The sequence below is a fragment of the Agromyces sp. NSFZ genome (assembly GCF_056156205.1).
Map to the genome: position 1 here is coordinate 515,555 of NZ_CM149585.1, position 16,737 is coordinate 532,291.

At 68.2% G+C, this 16,737-nt stretch carries 14 protein-coding genes; 11 read left to right on the forward strand and 3 right to left on the reverse strand.

What is annotated here, in order from left to right:
• Positions 1 to 14: 14 nt before the first annotated feature.
• Together ACVFI9_RS02460 and ACVFI9_RS02465 are read right to left on the reverse strand one after the other, a co-directional pair.
• Positions 15 to 761: a glucose 1-dehydrogenase gene (locus ACVFI9_RS02460; protein WP_474764456.1), complete on the reverse strand. Its 747-nt coding sequence runs from the start codon at positions 759 to 761 to the stop codon at positions 15 to 17.
• Between the two features lie 55 nt (positions 762 to 816).
• Positions 817 to 2,523, reverse strand: a complete 1,707-nt coding sequence (locus ACVFI9_RS02465; protein WP_474764457.1) for a class I adenylate-forming enzyme family protein — start codon at positions 2,521 to 2,523, stop codon at positions 817 to 819.
• Between the two features lie 283 nt (positions 2,524 to 2,806).
• Here ACVFI9_RS02465 and ACVFI9_RS02470 point away from each other — a divergent pair, with 283 nt between their 5' ends.
• The 7 genes from ACVFI9_RS02470 to ACVFI9_RS02500 all read left to right on the forward strand — a co-directional run bounded on the left by ACVFI9_RS02470 (position 2,807) and on the right by ACVFI9_RS02500 (position 11,956).
• On the forward strand, positions 2,807 to 4,759 hold the full coding sequence (locus tag ACVFI9_RS02470) for an oxidoreductase (RefSeq protein WP_474764458.1): 1,953 nt from the start codon (positions 2,807 to 2,809) through the stop codon (positions 4,757 to 4,759).
• A 57-nt stretch (positions 4,760 to 4,816) separates the two neighbouring features.
• Positions 4,817 to 7,588, forward strand: coding sequence for an ABC transporter permease subunit (locus ACVFI9_RS02475; protein ID WP_474764459.1), 2,772 nt, complete (start codon positions 4,817 to 4,819; stop codon positions 7,586 to 7,588).
• Positions 7,585 to 8,271, forward strand: a complete 687-nt coding sequence (locus ACVFI9_RS02480; RefSeq protein ID WP_474764460.1) for an ABC transporter ATP-binding protein — start codon at positions 7,585 to 7,587, stop codon at positions 8,269 to 8,271. The genes ACVFI9_RS02475 and ACVFI9_RS02480 overlap by 4 nt, the downstream gene beginning before the upstream one ends.
• Positions 8,272 to 8,462: 191 nt before the next feature.
• On the forward strand, positions 8,463 to 8,855 hold the full coding sequence (locus ACVFI9_RS02485; protein ID WP_474764461.1) for a Zn-ribbon domain-containing OB-fold protein: 393 nt from the start codon (positions 8,463 to 8,465) through the stop codon (positions 8,853 to 8,855).
• Complete coding sequence (locus ACVFI9_RS02490; RefSeq protein WP_474764462.1) at positions 8,852 to 9,973, forward strand: thiolase family protein; 1,122 nt, start codon at positions 8,852 to 8,854, stop codon at positions 9,971 to 9,973. Before ACVFI9_RS02485 ends, ACVFI9_RS02490 begins: the two co-directional genes overlap by 4 nt.
• Positions 9,966 to 11,198 carry a cytochrome P450 gene (locus tag ACVFI9_RS02495; RefSeq protein ID WP_474764463.1) on the forward strand — a complete coding sequence of 411 codons (1,233 nt, stop codon included), beginning with the start codon at positions 9,966 to 9,968 and terminating at the stop codon, positions 11,196 to 11,198. Before ACVFI9_RS02490 ends, ACVFI9_RS02495 begins: the two co-directional genes overlap by 8 nt.
• Positions 11,195 to 11,956, forward strand: coding sequence for an SDR family NAD(P)-dependent oxidoreductase (locus tag ACVFI9_RS02500; RefSeq protein ID WP_474764464.1), 762 nt, complete (start codon positions 11,195 to 11,197; stop codon positions 11,954 to 11,956). Before ACVFI9_RS02495 ends, ACVFI9_RS02500 begins: the two co-directional genes overlap by 4 nt.
• 26 nt (positions 11,957 to 11,982) lie before the next feature.
• On the opposite strand, the gene ACVFI9_RS02505 is transcribed toward ACVFI9_RS02500, so the two are convergent.
• Positions 11,983 to 12,753: an SDR family NAD(P)-dependent oxidoreductase gene (locus tag ACVFI9_RS02505; RefSeq protein WP_474764465.1), complete on the reverse strand. Its 771-nt coding sequence runs from the start codon at positions 12,751 to 12,753 to the stop codon at positions 11,983 to 11,985.
• Positions 12,754 to 12,857: 104 nt separating this feature from the next.
• Between ACVFI9_RS02505 and ACVFI9_RS02510 the strand changes: the two genes are divergently transcribed.
• The 4 genes from ACVFI9_RS02510 to ACVFI9_RS02525 all read left to right on the forward strand — a co-directional run bounded on the left by ACVFI9_RS02510 (position 12,858) and on the right by ACVFI9_RS02525 (position 16,725).
• Positions 12,858 to 13,625: an SDR family NAD(P)-dependent oxidoreductase gene (locus ACVFI9_RS02510; protein ID WP_474764466.1), complete on the forward strand. Its 768-nt coding sequence runs from the start codon at positions 12,858 to 12,860 to the stop codon at positions 13,623 to 13,625.
• A gap of 96 nt (positions 13,626 to 13,721) precedes the next feature.
• On the forward strand, positions 13,722 to 14,348 hold the full coding sequence (locus ACVFI9_RS02515) for a PaaI family thioesterase (RefSeq protein ID WP_474764467.1): 627 nt from the start codon (positions 13,722 to 13,724) through the stop codon (positions 14,346 to 14,348).
• Positions 14,345 to 15,061, forward strand: a complete 717-nt coding sequence (locus tag ACVFI9_RS02520) for a TetR/AcrR family transcriptional regulator (protein ID WP_474764468.1) — start codon at positions 14,345 to 14,347, stop codon at positions 15,059 to 15,061. Before ACVFI9_RS02515 ends, ACVFI9_RS02520 begins: the two co-directional genes overlap by 4 nt.
• 119 nt (positions 15,062 to 15,180) lie before the next feature.
• The gene (locus ACVFI9_RS02525; RefSeq protein ID WP_474764469.1) at positions 15,181 to 16,725 is read left to right on the forward strand and encodes a CoA-acylating methylmalonate-semialdehyde dehydrogenase; all 1,545 of its coding nucleotides are present in this window, start codon (positions 15,181 to 15,183) and stop codon (positions 16,723 to 16,725) included.
• Positions 16,726 to 16,737 lie beyond the last annotated feature (12 nt).

The window sequence follows — 16,737 nt, forward strand, 5'->3', positions numbered from 1 at the left end:
CCGGGGAGGTACCGCTAACGAGCGGTCCAGCCGCCGTCGACGACCATTTCGGCCCCGGTGATGTACGAGGACTCGTCGGACGCCAGGAACAGCACGAGCTGCGAGATCTCGCGAGGCTCGGCCATCCGCCCGAGGGGTATCGAGCCGAGGATGCGTTCCCGGGTCTTCTCGCCCAGGGTGTCGGACATCGGTGTGCGAATCGCGCCCGGGTGCACCGAGTTCACGCGGATGCCACGCGGGCCGTACTCCACGGCGGCGGCCTTCGACATCCCTCGGACCGCGAACTTGGTCGCCGAGTAGGCGATGTTCGGAGTACCCGGTGTATACCTGAGGCCCGACACCGAGGCGATGTTGACGATCGACCCGGATTCCGCCTCGACCATGCCGGGAATGACCGACTGCATGCCGAGGAAGACGCCTTCCTGGTTCACGCGCTGCAGGAACCGGAACTCCTCGAGTTCCAGTGACGCCGTGCGCGTCATCCGCCCGGCGACACCCGCGTTGTTCACGAGGATGTCCACCCGACCGAATTCCGCGACGGCGACGGCGACGACATGCTGCCAGTGGTCGGCGTCGGCCACGTCGTGCGCGACGAACCGCGCCCGCTCGCCGAGCTCGCCAGCGAGTCGCCTGCCGGGTTCCTCCATGAGGTCCGTGAGCACGACCCTCGCGCCTTCCCGGATGAAGAGCCGAGCGTGCTCGGCCCCCATGCCGCCCGCGGCCCCGGTGATGATCGCGACCTTCCCGCTCAGCCGACCCACGTGTCCTCCTTCGACGGTGCTGCGGGTGCCGCGCCGTGAAGCGATCGAATCCGCCTCAGGCACGAGTTCTCAGCTTCGGTGCGCGATCGATGCCCTTCAGACGCAGGTCCTCCGCGATCATCTCGCGCAGCCTGAACTTCTGGATCTTCGTGCCCGACATGGGCCACTCGGTGACGAACCGCACGTATCGTGGCACCTTGTAGGTGGAGATCCGGCCGAGGCAGAACTCGATCATCTCGCGCTCGGTCGCATCGAATCCCTCTCGAAGCTCGATGTAGGCCGCGGGCACCTCCGTGTACGTCCCGTCGGGTGCGGCCACGACCTGCGCGAGCCGCACCGCCGGATGCCGCGCGAGGTAGTCCTCGACCTCGGCGGCCGACACGTTCTCCCCACCGACCTTGAGGATGTCCTTGTAGCGTCCGAGGAACGTGTACCTGCCCGCCTCGTCGAGACGCCCGACATCGCCCGTGCGGAACCATCCGTCCTCGGTGAACGATGCCGCGGTCAGGTCCTCGGCGTTATAGTACCCCGAGAACAGTCCGACGCCGCGGAGCTGCGTCTCGCCCTGTTCGCCGGCGGGCACGGGCTCACCGGTCGTTGGATCCGTGATCCGCACCTCGATCGTCGGAAGCGGGTAACCGCCCGTTCCCAGCCGGATCTCCTCCGGGTCCTCCGGACGGTTGATGGCGAAGTACGACGTCGATTCCGTCATGCCGCTCGACTGCAGGTTGGTCGCCTGCGGGAAGCGCGCCTGCATCGCCCGCTGGGTCTCGGGCACGCCGGCGGTCTGGACGATGCGGAGGTGCTCGAGGTTCGCCGTGCCGAAACGAGGGTGGTCGAGCACGGGCAGCCACATCGGTTCGAACACGGGCATCGCCACCGAGACGCGCTCCTGCTCGAGCTGTTGGATTGCGGCATCTGCGCTGAAGACCCCCACGTGACAGTAGGTCGCGCCCGTGGCGATGCACGCCATGAGCGACATGATGCCGCCCGTGTGGAACATCGGCAGCGGCGTCCAGAACCGGTCGGAGGCGCAGAGTCCGAACGCGACGGTGCCGATGCACTCGGCCTGGGCCACCACGGCCGCGTGGGAGATCATCGCGCCCTTGGGTCGTGCCGTGGTTCCCGACGTGTACATCACGATGGCCGTATCTCGCGGAGCGTATGCCGACTGGCGCGACTCCAGCTCGCCGATCGCCGCGGAACGGGCTCGCTCGTCGAACTGCTGACGCGACATCCCACCGGCAAGCGGGGTGCCCTGCAGCCAGACGACGGAGCGAAGAGCCGGTGCGCTGGCGAAGCCGCCGGCTGGGACGCCCTCGGCCAGCTCCGGAAGGACCTGCGGGATGACCGCATCGGCGGACCATGCCCCGTCGGTACCCGGCGCCTGGCCCGAGGTGAGCAGGGCGAGGGAATCGGAGTCTCGCAGGAGATGGGCGAGCTCGTGCTCCTTCGCCCGGAGGTTGATCGGGACCGCGCACGCGCCGATCGCCATGATCGAGACCAGCGCGATGGCGCAGTCGGCGCTGTTCGGAAGCATCGTCGCGACATGATCGCCCGGCGCGATCCCGAGCCCGCTCAGCGCGTCGCCGACGTTCCTGACCTCGGCCTCGAACTGCCGCCACGTCAGCCGACGCTCGGGGAACACGAGGGCTTCCCGGTCGGGCTGCGCCTTCGACTGCCGACGCAGGAGCTCCCAGACGCTCCGGGCTCCCGATTCGGTGGGCAGCTCAACCCGCGATGGTGCTGACGTCGTCGTCATCTCGAACACTCACTTCTCCGCTGAGGGAAACGTTTGCTGCGCTGTACACCAAACGATTGTTTGGCTAAGATCTTGTCAGGCGCCTTCCGCCCTGTCAACAACGCGCCACAGGAGCGCGGAGTCGATCCGGACCCGCTCGCCACTCGCGGTTGACATCTGACCGAGAGGCCGCCGATAATCATTTCCACCAAACATTTGCTTGACAACTATCCATGGCTCGACAGCGCAGTCGCCTGACGCAGTTCGTCGCATGTCGCCGCCGAAGCCGACCGGGAGGACCCGCGTGAACGACCCAGCTCAAGGCGTGTACCCAACCCTGTTCTCGCCGCTGCCCATCGGCCCGCTGACCTTGCGAAATCGGGTCGTGCTCTCGGCGATGACCACCGGCTTCGGGTTCGACCGAGGCGCCCCGACCGAGCTCATCCACACCCATCTCCGGCGCATCGGGTCCGACGTCGGGCTCGCCACGGTGGCCTTCGGAGCTGTGGCCCCCGAGGGACGCGTCGAGAATCAGGTGCCATGGATATGGCACCCGGAGACCACGCCTCACCTCGCCGCATTGTCCGCCACGATCAAGGAGCACGGTGCTCTCGCGTCGATGCAGCTGGGACACGGGGGACGGCAGGTGTCGTCACGGGTCACCGGGCTGGAAGCCGTCGGTCCGTCGGCCGTCGCACCCGGAGCCCACGTCAAGACGCCGCCCCGCGCGCTGACCGTCGTCGAGATCCGCGAGATCATCGCCGCGTTCGGGCGCGCCGCTCGGCGCGCCCAGGATGCCGGCTTCGACGCCGTGGAGATCCACGGCGGGCACGGATACCTCGTGCAGCAGTTCCTGTCGGGCGAGAGCAACATCCGCGTCGACGAGTACGGCGGGCCCGACATCGCGGCCCGTTCGCGATTCGGGCAGGAACTCGTCGCGGCGGTGAACGACCAGGCCGCCGGTCTGGCCGTCATCGTCCGCCTGAACGGCGACGACATGGTGCCGGGTGGCATCACCCCCGCAGACGCCGCCGTCGCCGGCCGCGCGTTCATCGAGGCGGGCGCCCACGCCCTGCTGGTCTCGGGTGGCGTCTACGGGTCGGTGCCGTGGACCATTCCCGTCCTCGACGACACCGAGCCGACCTTCCTCACGGCCGCACGCTACATCCGTCAGCAGCTCGGTGTTCCCGTCATCGCCGTGGGCGGCATGCGCAGTCCCGCGGCAGCCGAAGCCGCCTTGCGCCGTGGCGATTGCGACGCGGTCGCGGTGGGGCGGTCCCTGCTCGCCGATCCCGAGTGGGTACGCAAAGCCGCAGAAGGCAGGTCCGGCAGCATCCGGCCGTGCATTGCGACCCTGCAGGGCTGTGCAGGAAAGCTCGAGCACGGTGGAGAGATCTCCTGCAGCGTGAACCCCGAGATCGGCAGAGCAGAACGCCACCGGGCGATCACGGCGGACCCGCAACGTGTCGCCGTGATCGGGGGCGGGCCGGCCGGACTCGAGGCAGCACGGAGAGCGGCCGAACTCGGCCATACGGTCACGCTGTTCGAAGGCACCGACCGACTCGGCGGCGCGGCGATGCTCGCGGCACTGACCCCACCGCTGCGCCACTTCACCAAACTCGTCGCCTGGTACGAGCGCACCCTCGCCGACCTCGGGGTCGACGTGAAGCTCTCGCACCCCATCGCAACCGACGCGGACTTGCCGGCCGACGCCCAGCGCGTGATCGTCGCCACCGGATCGGAACCGTTGATCCCCGTCATCGAGGGCTATGACGAGCTGCCCACCTGGATGCTCGACGACTTCCTCCGGCACGAGCACTCCACACTCGACTCCTCCATCCGCCCGGCACGAGCCCTCATCGTGGGTGGCGGCACCGCGGCCGCCGCCGTGGCGCTGCTGCTGGCCGAGGCCGGCAGCGAAGCGGTGATCCTCACCACGGACGGCCTCGGGCGCGACACCAGCGGCATCGCCAGGAGGGCGCTGCGCACCAGGCTCGAGCGTGCAGGCGTGCAGATCGTGGTCGGCAGCCTCGAACGGCTCGATGCCGACGGCGCCCACGTCCTCGCGGATTCGGGGGAGACCAGACACCTCGCGTGCGACGGCGCGATCATCGCGGGATCCCGCGCCGCCTCCGGACCAAACGTCCTCGGCTGGAATGTGCAGGTCATCGGGGACGCCAAGGACCCGCGGGACCTCGCGATGGCCATCGAAGAAGGACGCGTGACCGCGGAGGAACTCGATGTGGTCGCCGCCTAGCCCCCAACCAGCCGCTTCCGTGGAACGCACCACCCGACACCTCAGGGATGAAGAATCATGATCACGACCATCCTGCAATTCGCACTGCTCGGCGTCGGCGCCGGGGCGGCTTACGCACTGCTCGCACAGGGGCTCGTGCTCATCCATCGCGGCTCGGGGGTGGTCAACTTCGCCCACGGTGCCATGGCCCTCGTCGGCGCACTCCTGTACTACGAACTCCACTCGGTCCGCGGGCTCCCCCTGCTCGTGGCCCTGGTGATCGCCGTGCTGGCGACGGCGGCCATCGGCGCCGGCGTGTACCTCGTGATCATGAGGCCACTCCTGCACCGATCGGCCCTGTCGAAGATCATCGCCACGCTGGGCCTCCTCATCATCTTCCAAGGTGTCAGCTCGCTGATCTGGGGCGACCTGCCGAAGCTGGTCGAGCCGATCTTCCCTGCGACACTCGCCCGCTTCGGTGCGATCGCCATCGGCGAGGACCGGTTCTACCTCCTGGCGGTCGGAGTGCTGGTGACCATCGTGCTGTGGCTGGCCATGCGCTACAGCAGGACCGGGATGGCGCTGCGGGCCAACGCTGAGAACCCCGTCGCCGCAGCCACACTCGGCTGGTCGTCGCAGGTCATGGGAACGCTGACCTGGAGCGTGGGTGCAGCCCTGGCCGCCCTCGCCGGCATCCTCATCGCCCCGCTCACCGGCATCGAGGCCGGGCAGATGCCCCTGCTCGTCATCCCGGCGCTCGCGGCGGCACTCATCGGCCGGTTCACGTCCTTCCCGGTGACCCTCGCCGCCGCGTTGCTGATCGGCGTGCTCCAGTCGGTGACCACCCGCTTCGTCGAGATCCCGGGTATCGGCGAGGCCCTTCCGTTCCTCATCATCCTCGTCACGCTCATCATCGGGCGCCAGGGCATCAAGGAGCGCCGGCAGGCCCACGAGGTCCTTCCCACGCTCGGAACGGGCAGAGTGCGTCCAGTCGCCGTGATCGTCACGATCGCCGTGGCATCCGCCCTCATGTTCGTGCTGCCCGTCGAGTTGGTCTACGCGCTCACCGCGACGATTGCCGTCGCCATCGTCATGCTGTCGGTCGTCGTGCTTCTCGGCTACACGGGCCAGCTGTCCCTCGCTCAGATGGCCATCGCAGGAATGGGCGCCCTCATCGCGGGCCGCTTGGTCAGCGACACCGGGGCGCCGTTCCTCGTGGCACTCGTGGTGGGCGTGCTCGCCGCAATCCCGATCGGCGTCCTGTTCGCGCTCCCAGCGCTGCGCACGAAGGGCGCGAACCTCGCCGTGGTCACGCTGGGACTCGCAGTCACCACCTCCGCGATCGTGTTCAACAACGCCGCCTTCACGGGTGGTGCCGAGGGGACCTCGGTGGGATATCCCACGATCTTCGGCCTCGAGATCGACGCCAGCATGTACCCGGAGCGGTACGCGATCGTGGTCATCGTGTTCTTCGCGCTGTGCGCGCTCGTCGTGACGAACATCCGGCGCGGGAGCTCCGGACGACGGCTCGTGGCCGTGCGCACCAACGAGCGGGCGGCGTCGGCTCTGGGTGTGAACGTCTTCGGCGCGAAGCTCTTCGCCTTCGCCCTTGCTGCGGCCGTCGCCTCGCTGGGCGGAATCCTGATGGCGTTCCGGAACCCGTTCATCCTCTATCAGGACTTCTCGCCCCTCAACTCGATCCTCGCAGTGGCGTATGTCGTCGTGGGTGGAGTGGGCTACATCTTCGGTGCGATCAATGGCGGCACCCTCGTCGCCGGCGGGATCGGTGCGTGGATCATGCACGCCATCGCCGCGGACGCGAGCCCGGTGTGGCTGCACATCATCGGCGGCATCCTCGTCACGGTCGTGGTCGTGCTGGTGCCCAACGGGCTGGCCGTCGACCAGATCCACCTCGGACTCAAGATCCGCTCGTTCTTTATCCGGTCGAAGAAGAAGGTCTCGGTCACGGCGGAGGATTTCGACAACATCGCTCCGTCGAAGGTCACGCCGGCCACGCTCTCCGTCGAGAACCTCACGGTGCGGTTCGGCGGGGTGACCGCGAACGATCGCGTCTCACTCACCATTCGTCCGGGCGAGTTGCTGGGCCTCATCGGCCCGAATGGCGCCGGCAAGACCACACTCATCGACGCCGTCACGGGCTTCGTGAACCCGAGCGAGGGCGCCGTTCGGCTCAACGACCAGAACATCACGTCGTGGAAGGTGCACCGCCGTTCGCGAGCGGGTGTCTCCCGATCGTTCCAGGCGCTCGAGCTGTTCGAGTCGAGCACCGTTCGCGAGAACCTGCGCGTGGCCTCCGACCCGGTCGGATCTGGCGCCTACCTTCGCGACCTGCTCTGGCCGAAGCAGCATCCGCTCTCACCCGCCGCCCGAGACGCCGTGCACCTGCTCGGCCTCGAGGGTGAACTCGACAGCGTCGTCGGCGACATGTCGTATGGTCGTCGTCGGTTGGTGGCCATCGCCCGCGCCGTCGCCTCCGCGCCGTCGGTGCTGCTGCTCGACGAGCCGGCGGCGGGCCTCAGCGCCGAGGAGACTGCAGCACTCGGCCAGGTGGTCAAGGACCTCGCCCGCAACTGGGGCATCGCGATCCTCGTCGTGGAGCACGACATGAGCTTCGTCATGAGCGTCTGCGACCAGCTCACCGTGCTCGACTTCGGTCGCCAGATCGGGTACGGCACGCCCGCCGAGATCCGTGAGAATCCCGCCGTCGTCGCCGCCTACCTCGGCGGTGAGGCCCCGGCTTCGAGCGACATCCGGCCCGCGGACGCCGCTCCCGCCCCAACCGAGGAGCCCGGCCTCGCGGAGCTCCCGACCCGATTGGTGAACCGATGAACATGGCACTCATCCAGGCTCGATCCCTCGATGCCGGATACGCGGGACATCCCTTCGTCCGGCATCTCGACCTCGAGATCAGGGAGGGGGAGATCACGGCGCTGCTCGGACCGAACGGCGCCGGAAAGTCGACCACCCTGATGACGCTGGCCGGTCAGATGGCCCCGCTCGGCGGCGCACTTCTGGTGGGCGGCAAGCCCACGAAGCAGACGCTCAGCTCTCGCGCACGCAACGGACTCGGGCTCGTGACGGAGGATCGTTCCGTCTTCATGCACCTGACCGTGTGGGAGAACCTGCGGGTCGGGCGATGCGACACCGAGTACGCGCTTAGTCTCTTCCCTGAGCTGAAGCCGCTGTTGAAGCGGACGGCGGGCCTGCTCTCAGGTGGCGAGCAGCAGATGCTGACCGTCGGTCGCGCCCTGGCCCGCCGACCCCGCGTCCTGCTGCTCGACGAGCTCTCTCTTGGCCTCGCGCCGCTCGTCGTGATCCGCCTGCTCGATGCGATTCGCGCCGCCGCCGATGGGGGACTGGGCGTGCTCCTCGTCGAGCAGCACGTGGAGCAGGCGCTCCGCGTGGCCGACCACGCCTACGTCATGCAGCGCGGCGAGGTCATCTTCAGCGGCACCGCCGCGGAACTCTCGGAACGACGCGGCGAGATCGAGCAGTCGTATCTGATCGGCTGACCGGCGCTGATCGCTGACCGGCGCGCCCGACGACGGGGTCCCTGTTCGGACAGGGGCCCCGTCGTCGCGTGGGGACCGCGTCCAGCCCGTGGGCGAGGCAGGCCGGCATTCCAGTATTGCCAAACAACCGTTTGGTGTGTAACGATGAATCCAGGCGTTCACCGCTGAACGCCGCTTTCAAGGAGGGCCATATGGCGAACGCCCAGACCATTGACCGAAGGCCGACGGTCGTCGAGGCGGACGGCGAGCACTACATCGCCGGATACCGCTGCACGACGTGCGGCTACCCGATCGTGCAGCCGGTTCCGCGCTGTCCTGAGTGCCGCGGCACGATGGTCGACGACCGCTTCGGTCCCGCGGGGGACGTGGCGGCGTCGACCTGCCTCAGGGTGCGGGTGCCGGGCTACCAACCGCCTTATGCGATCGCCTACGTCGACCTCGACGGTGGACCGCGTGTGCTCGCGCACGCGCCCGACGGCATCGTGATCCCCGTCGGCACGCGAGTATCGATCGCCGGTACGACGTCGCTCGGCGACATCGCCATCGCGGTCGCGTCCGCGACGGCGGAGGAGGCAGCAGCATGAGCTCCTACGTCTACGGGGTCGGCACCTCGAACTTCGGGCGTCAGCCGCATCTCACCGGACCCCAACTCGCCCAGCAGGCCGTGGTCGAGGCGCTCGACGATGCCGGTGTCGAAACCGTCGAGGCGGTCTACGTCGGCACCGTGTTCGGCGCCCCGGGAACCGCGCAGCGGGCGCTGCAGACCCTCGGCATCGTGAACGTCCCCATCCTCACCTTCGAGAACGCGTGCGCCTCGAGCTCCACGGCGTTCCACGAGGCTGTGGCTGCGGTCGATTCCGGACGGTACTCGCGCGTCCTCGTGCTCGGCATCGAGACGATGACCAGCGAGTTCGCCGGGCCGATCATTCCCACCGCGAGCGACATCGAGGGGCGAGCGGGACTCGCGATGCCCGGCATCTACGCGATGGTGGCGAGCCGCTACGAGGCGCTCTACGGCCTCGACATGCGTGCGCTCGCCCAGATCTCGGTGAAGAACCACAAGCACGGCACGGCGAACCCGCGCGCCCAGCACGGCGTCGAGGTCACCGTCGAAGAGGTGCTCGCCTCCCGCATGATCGCCGACCCGCTCACCCTGCTGCAGTGCTGCGATATCGCGGATGCCGCATCCGCCGCCGTCATCGGACCCGACCGCGGTGTGCAGCGCGACGTGAAGATCCGCGGCACCGCACTCCAGTCGGGCGGGCTCTGGGACCACCGAAGCGTGCACCCGTGGGGCTTCGAACTGGTGCGCGACACCGCAAACGAGCTCTACGAGCGGGTCGGTGTCGGACCCGAGGACGTCGACCTGTTCGAGGTGCACGACGCGTTCACGATCGGCGAGCTCGCGACCACCGAGGCGCTCGGCATGGCCGACCCGGGCCGGGGTGCGGAGCTCGTGCTCTCGGGGCACACGACCATCGGCGGCAGGCAGCCCGTGAACCCCTCGGGGGGGCTCCTCAGCCGCGGCCACCCTCTCGGGGCCACCGGGGTCGCACAGATCGCCGAAGCCGTCTGGCAACTGCGTGAAGAAGCCGGCGATCGTCAGGTCGCCGGAGCCAAGCTGGCCGTCGTCGAGACCATGGGCGGCGGCACGGCAGGAATCGATGGAAACGGATGTGTAGTGGTGATGCTCGGTGACTGAACAGACTGTGTCCCTGGACGACGAGATCCTTCGGCCCGACCGTGTGGCCGACCCGTACCCGTATCTCGCGGACGTGCGGGAGCACGAGCCCGTCTACTGGAACGAGGAGATGCGTGCGTGGTTCATCACCAAGCACGAGGACATCTTCGCAGCGCTGCGCGACCCGCGATTCTCGTCGGACCGCATCCGGCCGTCATACGACCGCCTGAGCGACGAGCAGCGCGCGGCGCGGCAGCCCACGTTCGATGTGCTCCTCAACTGGATGGTCTTCATGGACCCGCCGGAGCACACGCGCCTGCGCCAGCTGGTGCAGCCGGCATTCACGCCTGCCGCCATCGAGAAGATGCGGCCCAGGGTGCAGCAGGTGGTCGACGAGGCGATGGCCAAGATCGTCGACCGCGAGAAGTTCGACTTCATCCGCGACTTCGCGTACCCCGTTCCGGCGATCGTGATCGCCGAGCTGATCGGCGTGCCGGCCGAGGATCGCGACCTGTTCAAGCACTGGTCGGATGAGATCCTGGTGCTGGTCTTCGGTGCCTCGGGAGGAGCCGAGCGACGGGTCCGTGCTCAGAAGGCCCTCGTCGAGCTCAGCGACTACCTGCGCGCGCTGATCGCGAAGGTGCGTGAGGAACCGGGCGACAACATCATCTCGAGCCTGATCCAGGCCAAGGACGTCGAACCGCCCCTGAGTGACCAGGAACTCGTCGCCACCCTCGCCCTCCTCGTCTTCGGCGGTCACGAGACGACGACGAACCTGATCGCGAACGGGACCCGCGTGCTGCTGCAGCATCCGGACCAATGGGACAAGCTTCGTGACAACCCGCACCTGATCCGCACGGCCGTGGAGGAGATCCTGCGCTTCGACGGACCGTCGAAGATGGAGGGACGCGTGATGGCGGAGGACGTCGAGCTGCGCGGCAAGACGCTTCGCAAGGGCGACGCGGTGTACCTCGCACAGGGCGCCGCGAACCGCGATCCCGAGGCGTTCGACAGCCCCGACGAGTTCGACATCGAGCGATCCCCGAACCGCCACGTCGGTTTCGGCTTCGGCCTGCACCACTGCCTGGGCAACTTCCTCGCCAGACTCGAGGGCGAGATCGCCTTCACCTCGGTCGTGAACAACCTGCCCGGTCTGCGGGAGAGCGCAACCGAGCAGGAGGTGTGGCATCCGACGCTGATGAGCCGTGGCATGATCACGTTCCCCGTCGAGCGGAGTGTCGCGTGAACGGCGCCCCCGTCCTTGAGGGCAAGATTGCGATCGTCACGGGAGCCAGCGGCGGGATCGGGCGCGAGATCGCCCTGCGTCTCGCCGCTGCCGGCGCCGATGTCGGTCTCATCGCGCGCCGACGCGAAGCCCTCGAGGAGACGGCGGAAGGCGTTCGCGCCGCCGGTGCCCGCGCGGCGATCGGCGTCGCCGACGTCGGCGACGAGAGCGAGACTGCGGCGGCCGTCGCGGCGATCGAGTCCGAACTCGGCGGGATCGACATCCTGGTCAACAACGCGGGCGGGGCGCGATTCATGGCCCCGATGCTCGACACCGCGGTGAGCGGCTGGAACAAGGTGCTCGCGCTGAACCTCACGGCGCCGCTCGTCGTCGCCAAGTCCGTCGTACCGGGGATGATCGCGCGCGGCGGCGGGGCCATCGTGAACATCGGCTCACTGGTGTCGTTGCAGTCGCAGCCCTCGCTGGCCGGATACGCCGCAGCGAAGAATGGGCTCATCAGCCTTTCGCGCACGATGGCTCGCGAATGGGGCGTGCATGGCATCCGAGCGAATACCGTCATCCCGGGTCTCGTGCAGACGGAAGCCTGGGGTCACTACGAGAACAACTCCGACATCGATCGCCTGGCCGGTTCGGACATCCCGCTCGGTCGTTGGGCGAGCGCTCGCGAGATCGCCGATCCCGTGGTCTTCCTGGCCTCCGACGGGGCGTCGTACATCTCGGGCGCGGCGCTGGTCGTCGACGGCGGCGCCTTGGCATGACGGACGAGGGTGGACGCGGGTGGACGCTACCGCGTCAGGTGGGTTCCTCCGTTGGGGGAGATCACCTGGCCGGTCGTCCACCCGCTTCCCTCCGAGAGGAGCCAACGCACACACGAGGTGATGTCCGCCGGAACTCCGACACGTCCCACCAGCGATCGGCCGGCGACGGACTCGGCCGGCAGCGCGGCGATGTGGCGCTCGTGGCCGAAGAACTCGGTCTGGTCGACGGCACCCGGTGCGACCACGTTCGCGGTGGCTCCCCGACGGCCGAGCCGGCGCGCGAGGTCCCTGCCGTACCCGTGCAGCGCTGCCTTCGCCGTCGCGTAGGGTCCACCCTGGCCGTCGAGGGCGGCGACGGAACTGATCAGGACGACCCTGCCGATATCCGGTTCCAGCGACGGAATGAGCGATTCGACGAGGTGCACGGCTGGAAACAGGTTCCGTCGCAGCGCTTCGGCCCAGGCATCGTGGGCCGCCATGGCGCCGGAACCGGTGCGATACCGGTCGCCTTGCCCGCCCGCCGCCGCCACGACCCCGCGCACCGCGCGGCCGTTCAATGCGGAGAGCAGCGCGATAGAGGACTCCGGGTCCGCGAGGTCGGCGGCGACGAGCGCGAATCGCTCCGGAGGTGTCGAATCCTCCTCGGTCGCGACGCGCACCGTCTCGCGAAGCGAGGCCATCCGCCTTCCGACGATGAGTACCTCCTCCCCGTCTCTCGCAAGCGACTGGGCGAGGTGGCACCCGATGCCGCTCCCTCCGCCGCTGATGACGGTGAGCGATGCCTGCGGCAGGTGCATGTCTCCTCCTGGGGATCTGCGCGGGGAACTCCCGGGTCTCGGGAGGACCCGATAATATCTATCAAATGATTGGTCGAAGTTGATCAAGACACGAGGGAGCATACATGTCGTTCCAGCAGCTCGAGGGCACCGCCATCGTGATCGGCGGCACGGGGGCAGTGGGGGCCGAGACGTGCCGGCTCCTGGCAGAACGCGGGAGCAACGTCGTCTTCACGTACAACCGCAACGCCGCCAAGGCGAATGAGGTCGAGGAGCGCATCCGGGCGCTGGGTGTCGTGGGCACCGGTCGGCAGCTCGACGTGACGGATGACCGCGCCGTCGAGGCCTTCATCGACTCGACCGCCGCGGACGCCGGGGGTCTGCACACCCTGATCCACGCTGGTGGGCCCTTCGTGCCGCAGCAGTACGTGAGCCGCACCGACCCCGAGTCGTTCCGCCGGCACGTCGGTGAGGAGGTCGTGGCGTTCTTCTCCATCGTGCACGCCGCGCTCGAGCACCTGCGCGCCACCAGAGGCAGCATCGTGGCGATCACCACGGTGGCCAATCGGAGGTTCCCGATCAAGGACTCGCTCTCGTCGGGCGCGAAGGCGGGAATCGAGTCGCTCGTTCGCGCGATCGCCGTCGAGGAGGGCCCTCGTGGCGTGCGCGCCAACATCGTCGGCCCGGGACTGCTGCAGGACGGCATGGCTGCACGGCTGATCGAGAGCGGCGAGTTCTCGCCCCAGGGCCAGGCCGCCGCGCTCGCGACCATCCCGCTTCGCAGGTTCGGCACCGCGGTGGATGTCGCGGAGGCGGCCTGCTTCCTGGCCTCACCGCAAGCCGCATACATCTCAGGCCAGTACCTCGACGTCGACGGCGGCTACCAGCTCTAGGCCGGCCCCACCGCAATCCCCGGAGTTCTCATGACCCAGACCACCCCCGATTCCCTGCAACTACGGCGCCAGCGCACGGCCGAGTTGGGGAAGGCCATGCGCGACGCGGTGCTCGCGAGCATCGAGACCGAAGTGGACGCCGACGATCTCGACGCAGCTGCACGGGCGGTTGCAGCGGTCGCCGAACGTCTGGGACAACGACGACGGCCGCGCAATGAACTCGCCCGCATCGACGACCTTGAATCCGGCATTCGCCACTTCAGCCCGGTCGCCGGCGCTGGCAGCCCCCTCGCGCCTCCTGCGCGCTTCGAGACCACCCCCACCGGCATCCGTGGCACCGTCACTCTCGATCGGCGATTCGAAGGGCCGCCCGGTCACGTGCATGGGGGCATCATTTCCCTGTTGTTCGACGAGACGTTCGGACAAGCAATCACCCGGGCGGGCAGGTGGGGACTCACCGCCTTCCTCAACGTCACCTATCGTCGAGCCACGCCGCTGTACACCGACCTCGAGCTCTACGCCACGTTCGACCCGAACGGCGGCCGAAAGGTCGCGGTCGAAGGCGGGATCCGGTCCGTGTGCGACCCGGAACGCGTCTACGCCACGGCCACCGCGCTGTTCGTGGAACCGAGGGAGGAGCGTCACGCCGAGTACTTCGGAGACATCGTGGATGCCGCGGGGGCCCCGACCTCAGTGAGACTCGGCGGCACGTCCGGGTGGTGACCGAGCACCGACATCCAGCAACACCATCGACCATCGGAGGAAATGGCATGGCAACATCGGCGAAAGGCCGCGCCGCCACGAAACGCAGCAGTGACGGCGTCGTCGACGCGTCTCTCGAGCTGACCGCGCGTCACCAGGAACTCATCGACGCCGCTGCCGCCGTGTTCCATCGCAAGGGGTACAACGGTGCGTCCATCCAGGACATCGCGGATGTCCTCGGCATCCTCAAGGGCAGCGTCTACTACTACGTGAAGAGCAAAGAGGATCTGCTCTTCGCGGTGATCAACGAGATCCACGAATCCGCTCTCGCCACGATGTCGGGCATCGAGGCGATCGAAGCCACGCCCCATGAACGCATCGCCGAGTTCGTGCGCCGACACGTACTGCACAGTGCCGACCACATCGAGCGAGCCACCGTGTTCTTCCGCGACTTCGGCGCCCTCTCTCCGGAACGCCGCGCGAAGGTGCTCGCCGATCGCGAGCGCTACACGTCCGTGCTCACCGCGCTCATCGTCGAAGCGAAGGATTCCGGCCACACCCGGCCGGATCTCGACGTGCGGATGGTGGTGCTCGCGATCCTCGGCATGACGAACTGGACCTACCAGTGGTACCGTCCCGGCGGTCCGTATGCCGCGGCGGAGATCGCCGAGAGGTTCGCCGAGTTCGCGCTCGACATGATCCGTGGCGAACGGGAGCGCGCCGCCACGAGGTGACCTCACGGGCCAGCCCACGAATTCTTCATGATAAAATAGTTGCATTACCTAGTAGTTCATCGGATCCCCAATTAGACTTGCCGAATGCGCCGACGATGTGCGCGCGAAGGGACGCTGAAATGACCACCGAACTGACCGAGACGCAGACGCCGACGTCGACCGACCTCAAGACGCTGACCCACTTCATCGGGGGTCAGCACGTCGCCGGCACCTCCGGCCGCTACAGCGACGTGTTCGACCCGAGCACCGGCGCCGTGCAGGCCAGGGTTCCGCTGGCGAGCACCGAAGAAGTCGAGGCCGCCATCGCGAACGCCGAGCGGGCGCAGGTCGCGTGGGGCGCCACGAACCCGCAGAAGCGGGCCCGGGTGCTCCTGAAGTTCCTCGAACTCGTGGCGCGGGACATGGACGAGCTTGCACGCCTGCTCTCGAGCGAGCACGGCAAGACCGTCGATGACGCGAAGGGCGACATCCAGCGCGGTGTCGAGGTCATCGAGTTCGCCGCGGGAGCCCCGCACCTGCTCAAGGGCGAGTATTCGGCCGGGGCGGGCACGGGCATCGACGTCTACTCGATGCGTCAGCCGCTCGGGGTGGTTGCGGGCATCACGCCCTTCAACTTCCCGGCGATGATCCCGCTCTGGAAGATGGGGCCGGCGCTCGCCGCGGGTAACGCGTTCATCCTGAAGCCGAGCGAACGCGACCCCTCCGTGCCGTTGCGCATCGCCGAGCTGTTCCTCGAGGCGGGCCTGCCCGCGGGCGTGCTCAACGTCGTCAACGGCGACAAGGAGGCCGTCGACGCGATCCTGAACGACGACCGCGTCAAGGCGGTCGGCTTCGTCGGGTCGACTCCGATCGCGCAGTACATCTACGCGACCGCGGCGGCCAACGGCAAGCGAGCGCAGTGCTTCGGCGGCGCGAAGAACCACATGATCGTGATGCCCGACGCCGACCTCGACCAGGTCGCCGACGCCCTGATCGGCGCCGGCTACGGGTCGGCCGGCGAGCGTTGCATGGCGATCTCCGTCGCGGTTCCGGTCGGCAAGGAGACGGCCGACGCGCTCGCCGCCAAGCTGACGGAACGCGTGCAGCACCTCACGGTCGGGCCTGCGCTCGCCGAGGGCGCCGACTACGGCCCCCTCGTGACCTCCGACGCACTGAAGCGCGTCGAGGACTACATCCAGATCGGTGTCGACCAGGGCGCGACCCTGCTCGCCGACGGGCGCGGGCTCACGGTCGAGGGCTACGAGAGCGGCTTCTATCTCGGCCCGACCCTGTTCGACCACGTCACAACCGACATGACGATCTACCTCGAGGAGATCTTCGGCCCGGTGCTCATCATCGCCCGTGCCGACGACTACGAGCAGGCCCTCGCAATGGCGACCGACCACGAGTACGGCAACGGCGTGGCGATCTTCACCCGCGACGGCGACACCGCCCGTGACTTCAGCGCCCGCGTGAACGTCGGCATGGTCGGCGTCAACGTGCCGATCCCGGTGCCGATCGCGTACCACACCTTCGGCGGCTGGAAGCGCTCGGGCTTCGGCGACCTGAACCAGCACGGCCCTGACGCGTTCCGCTTCTATACGAAGACGAAGACCGTCACGAGCCGCTGGCTGTCGCACGACATGCGGGAGGGCGCCAGCTTCGTCATCCCGACGATGCACTGAGGCAGGCCGACT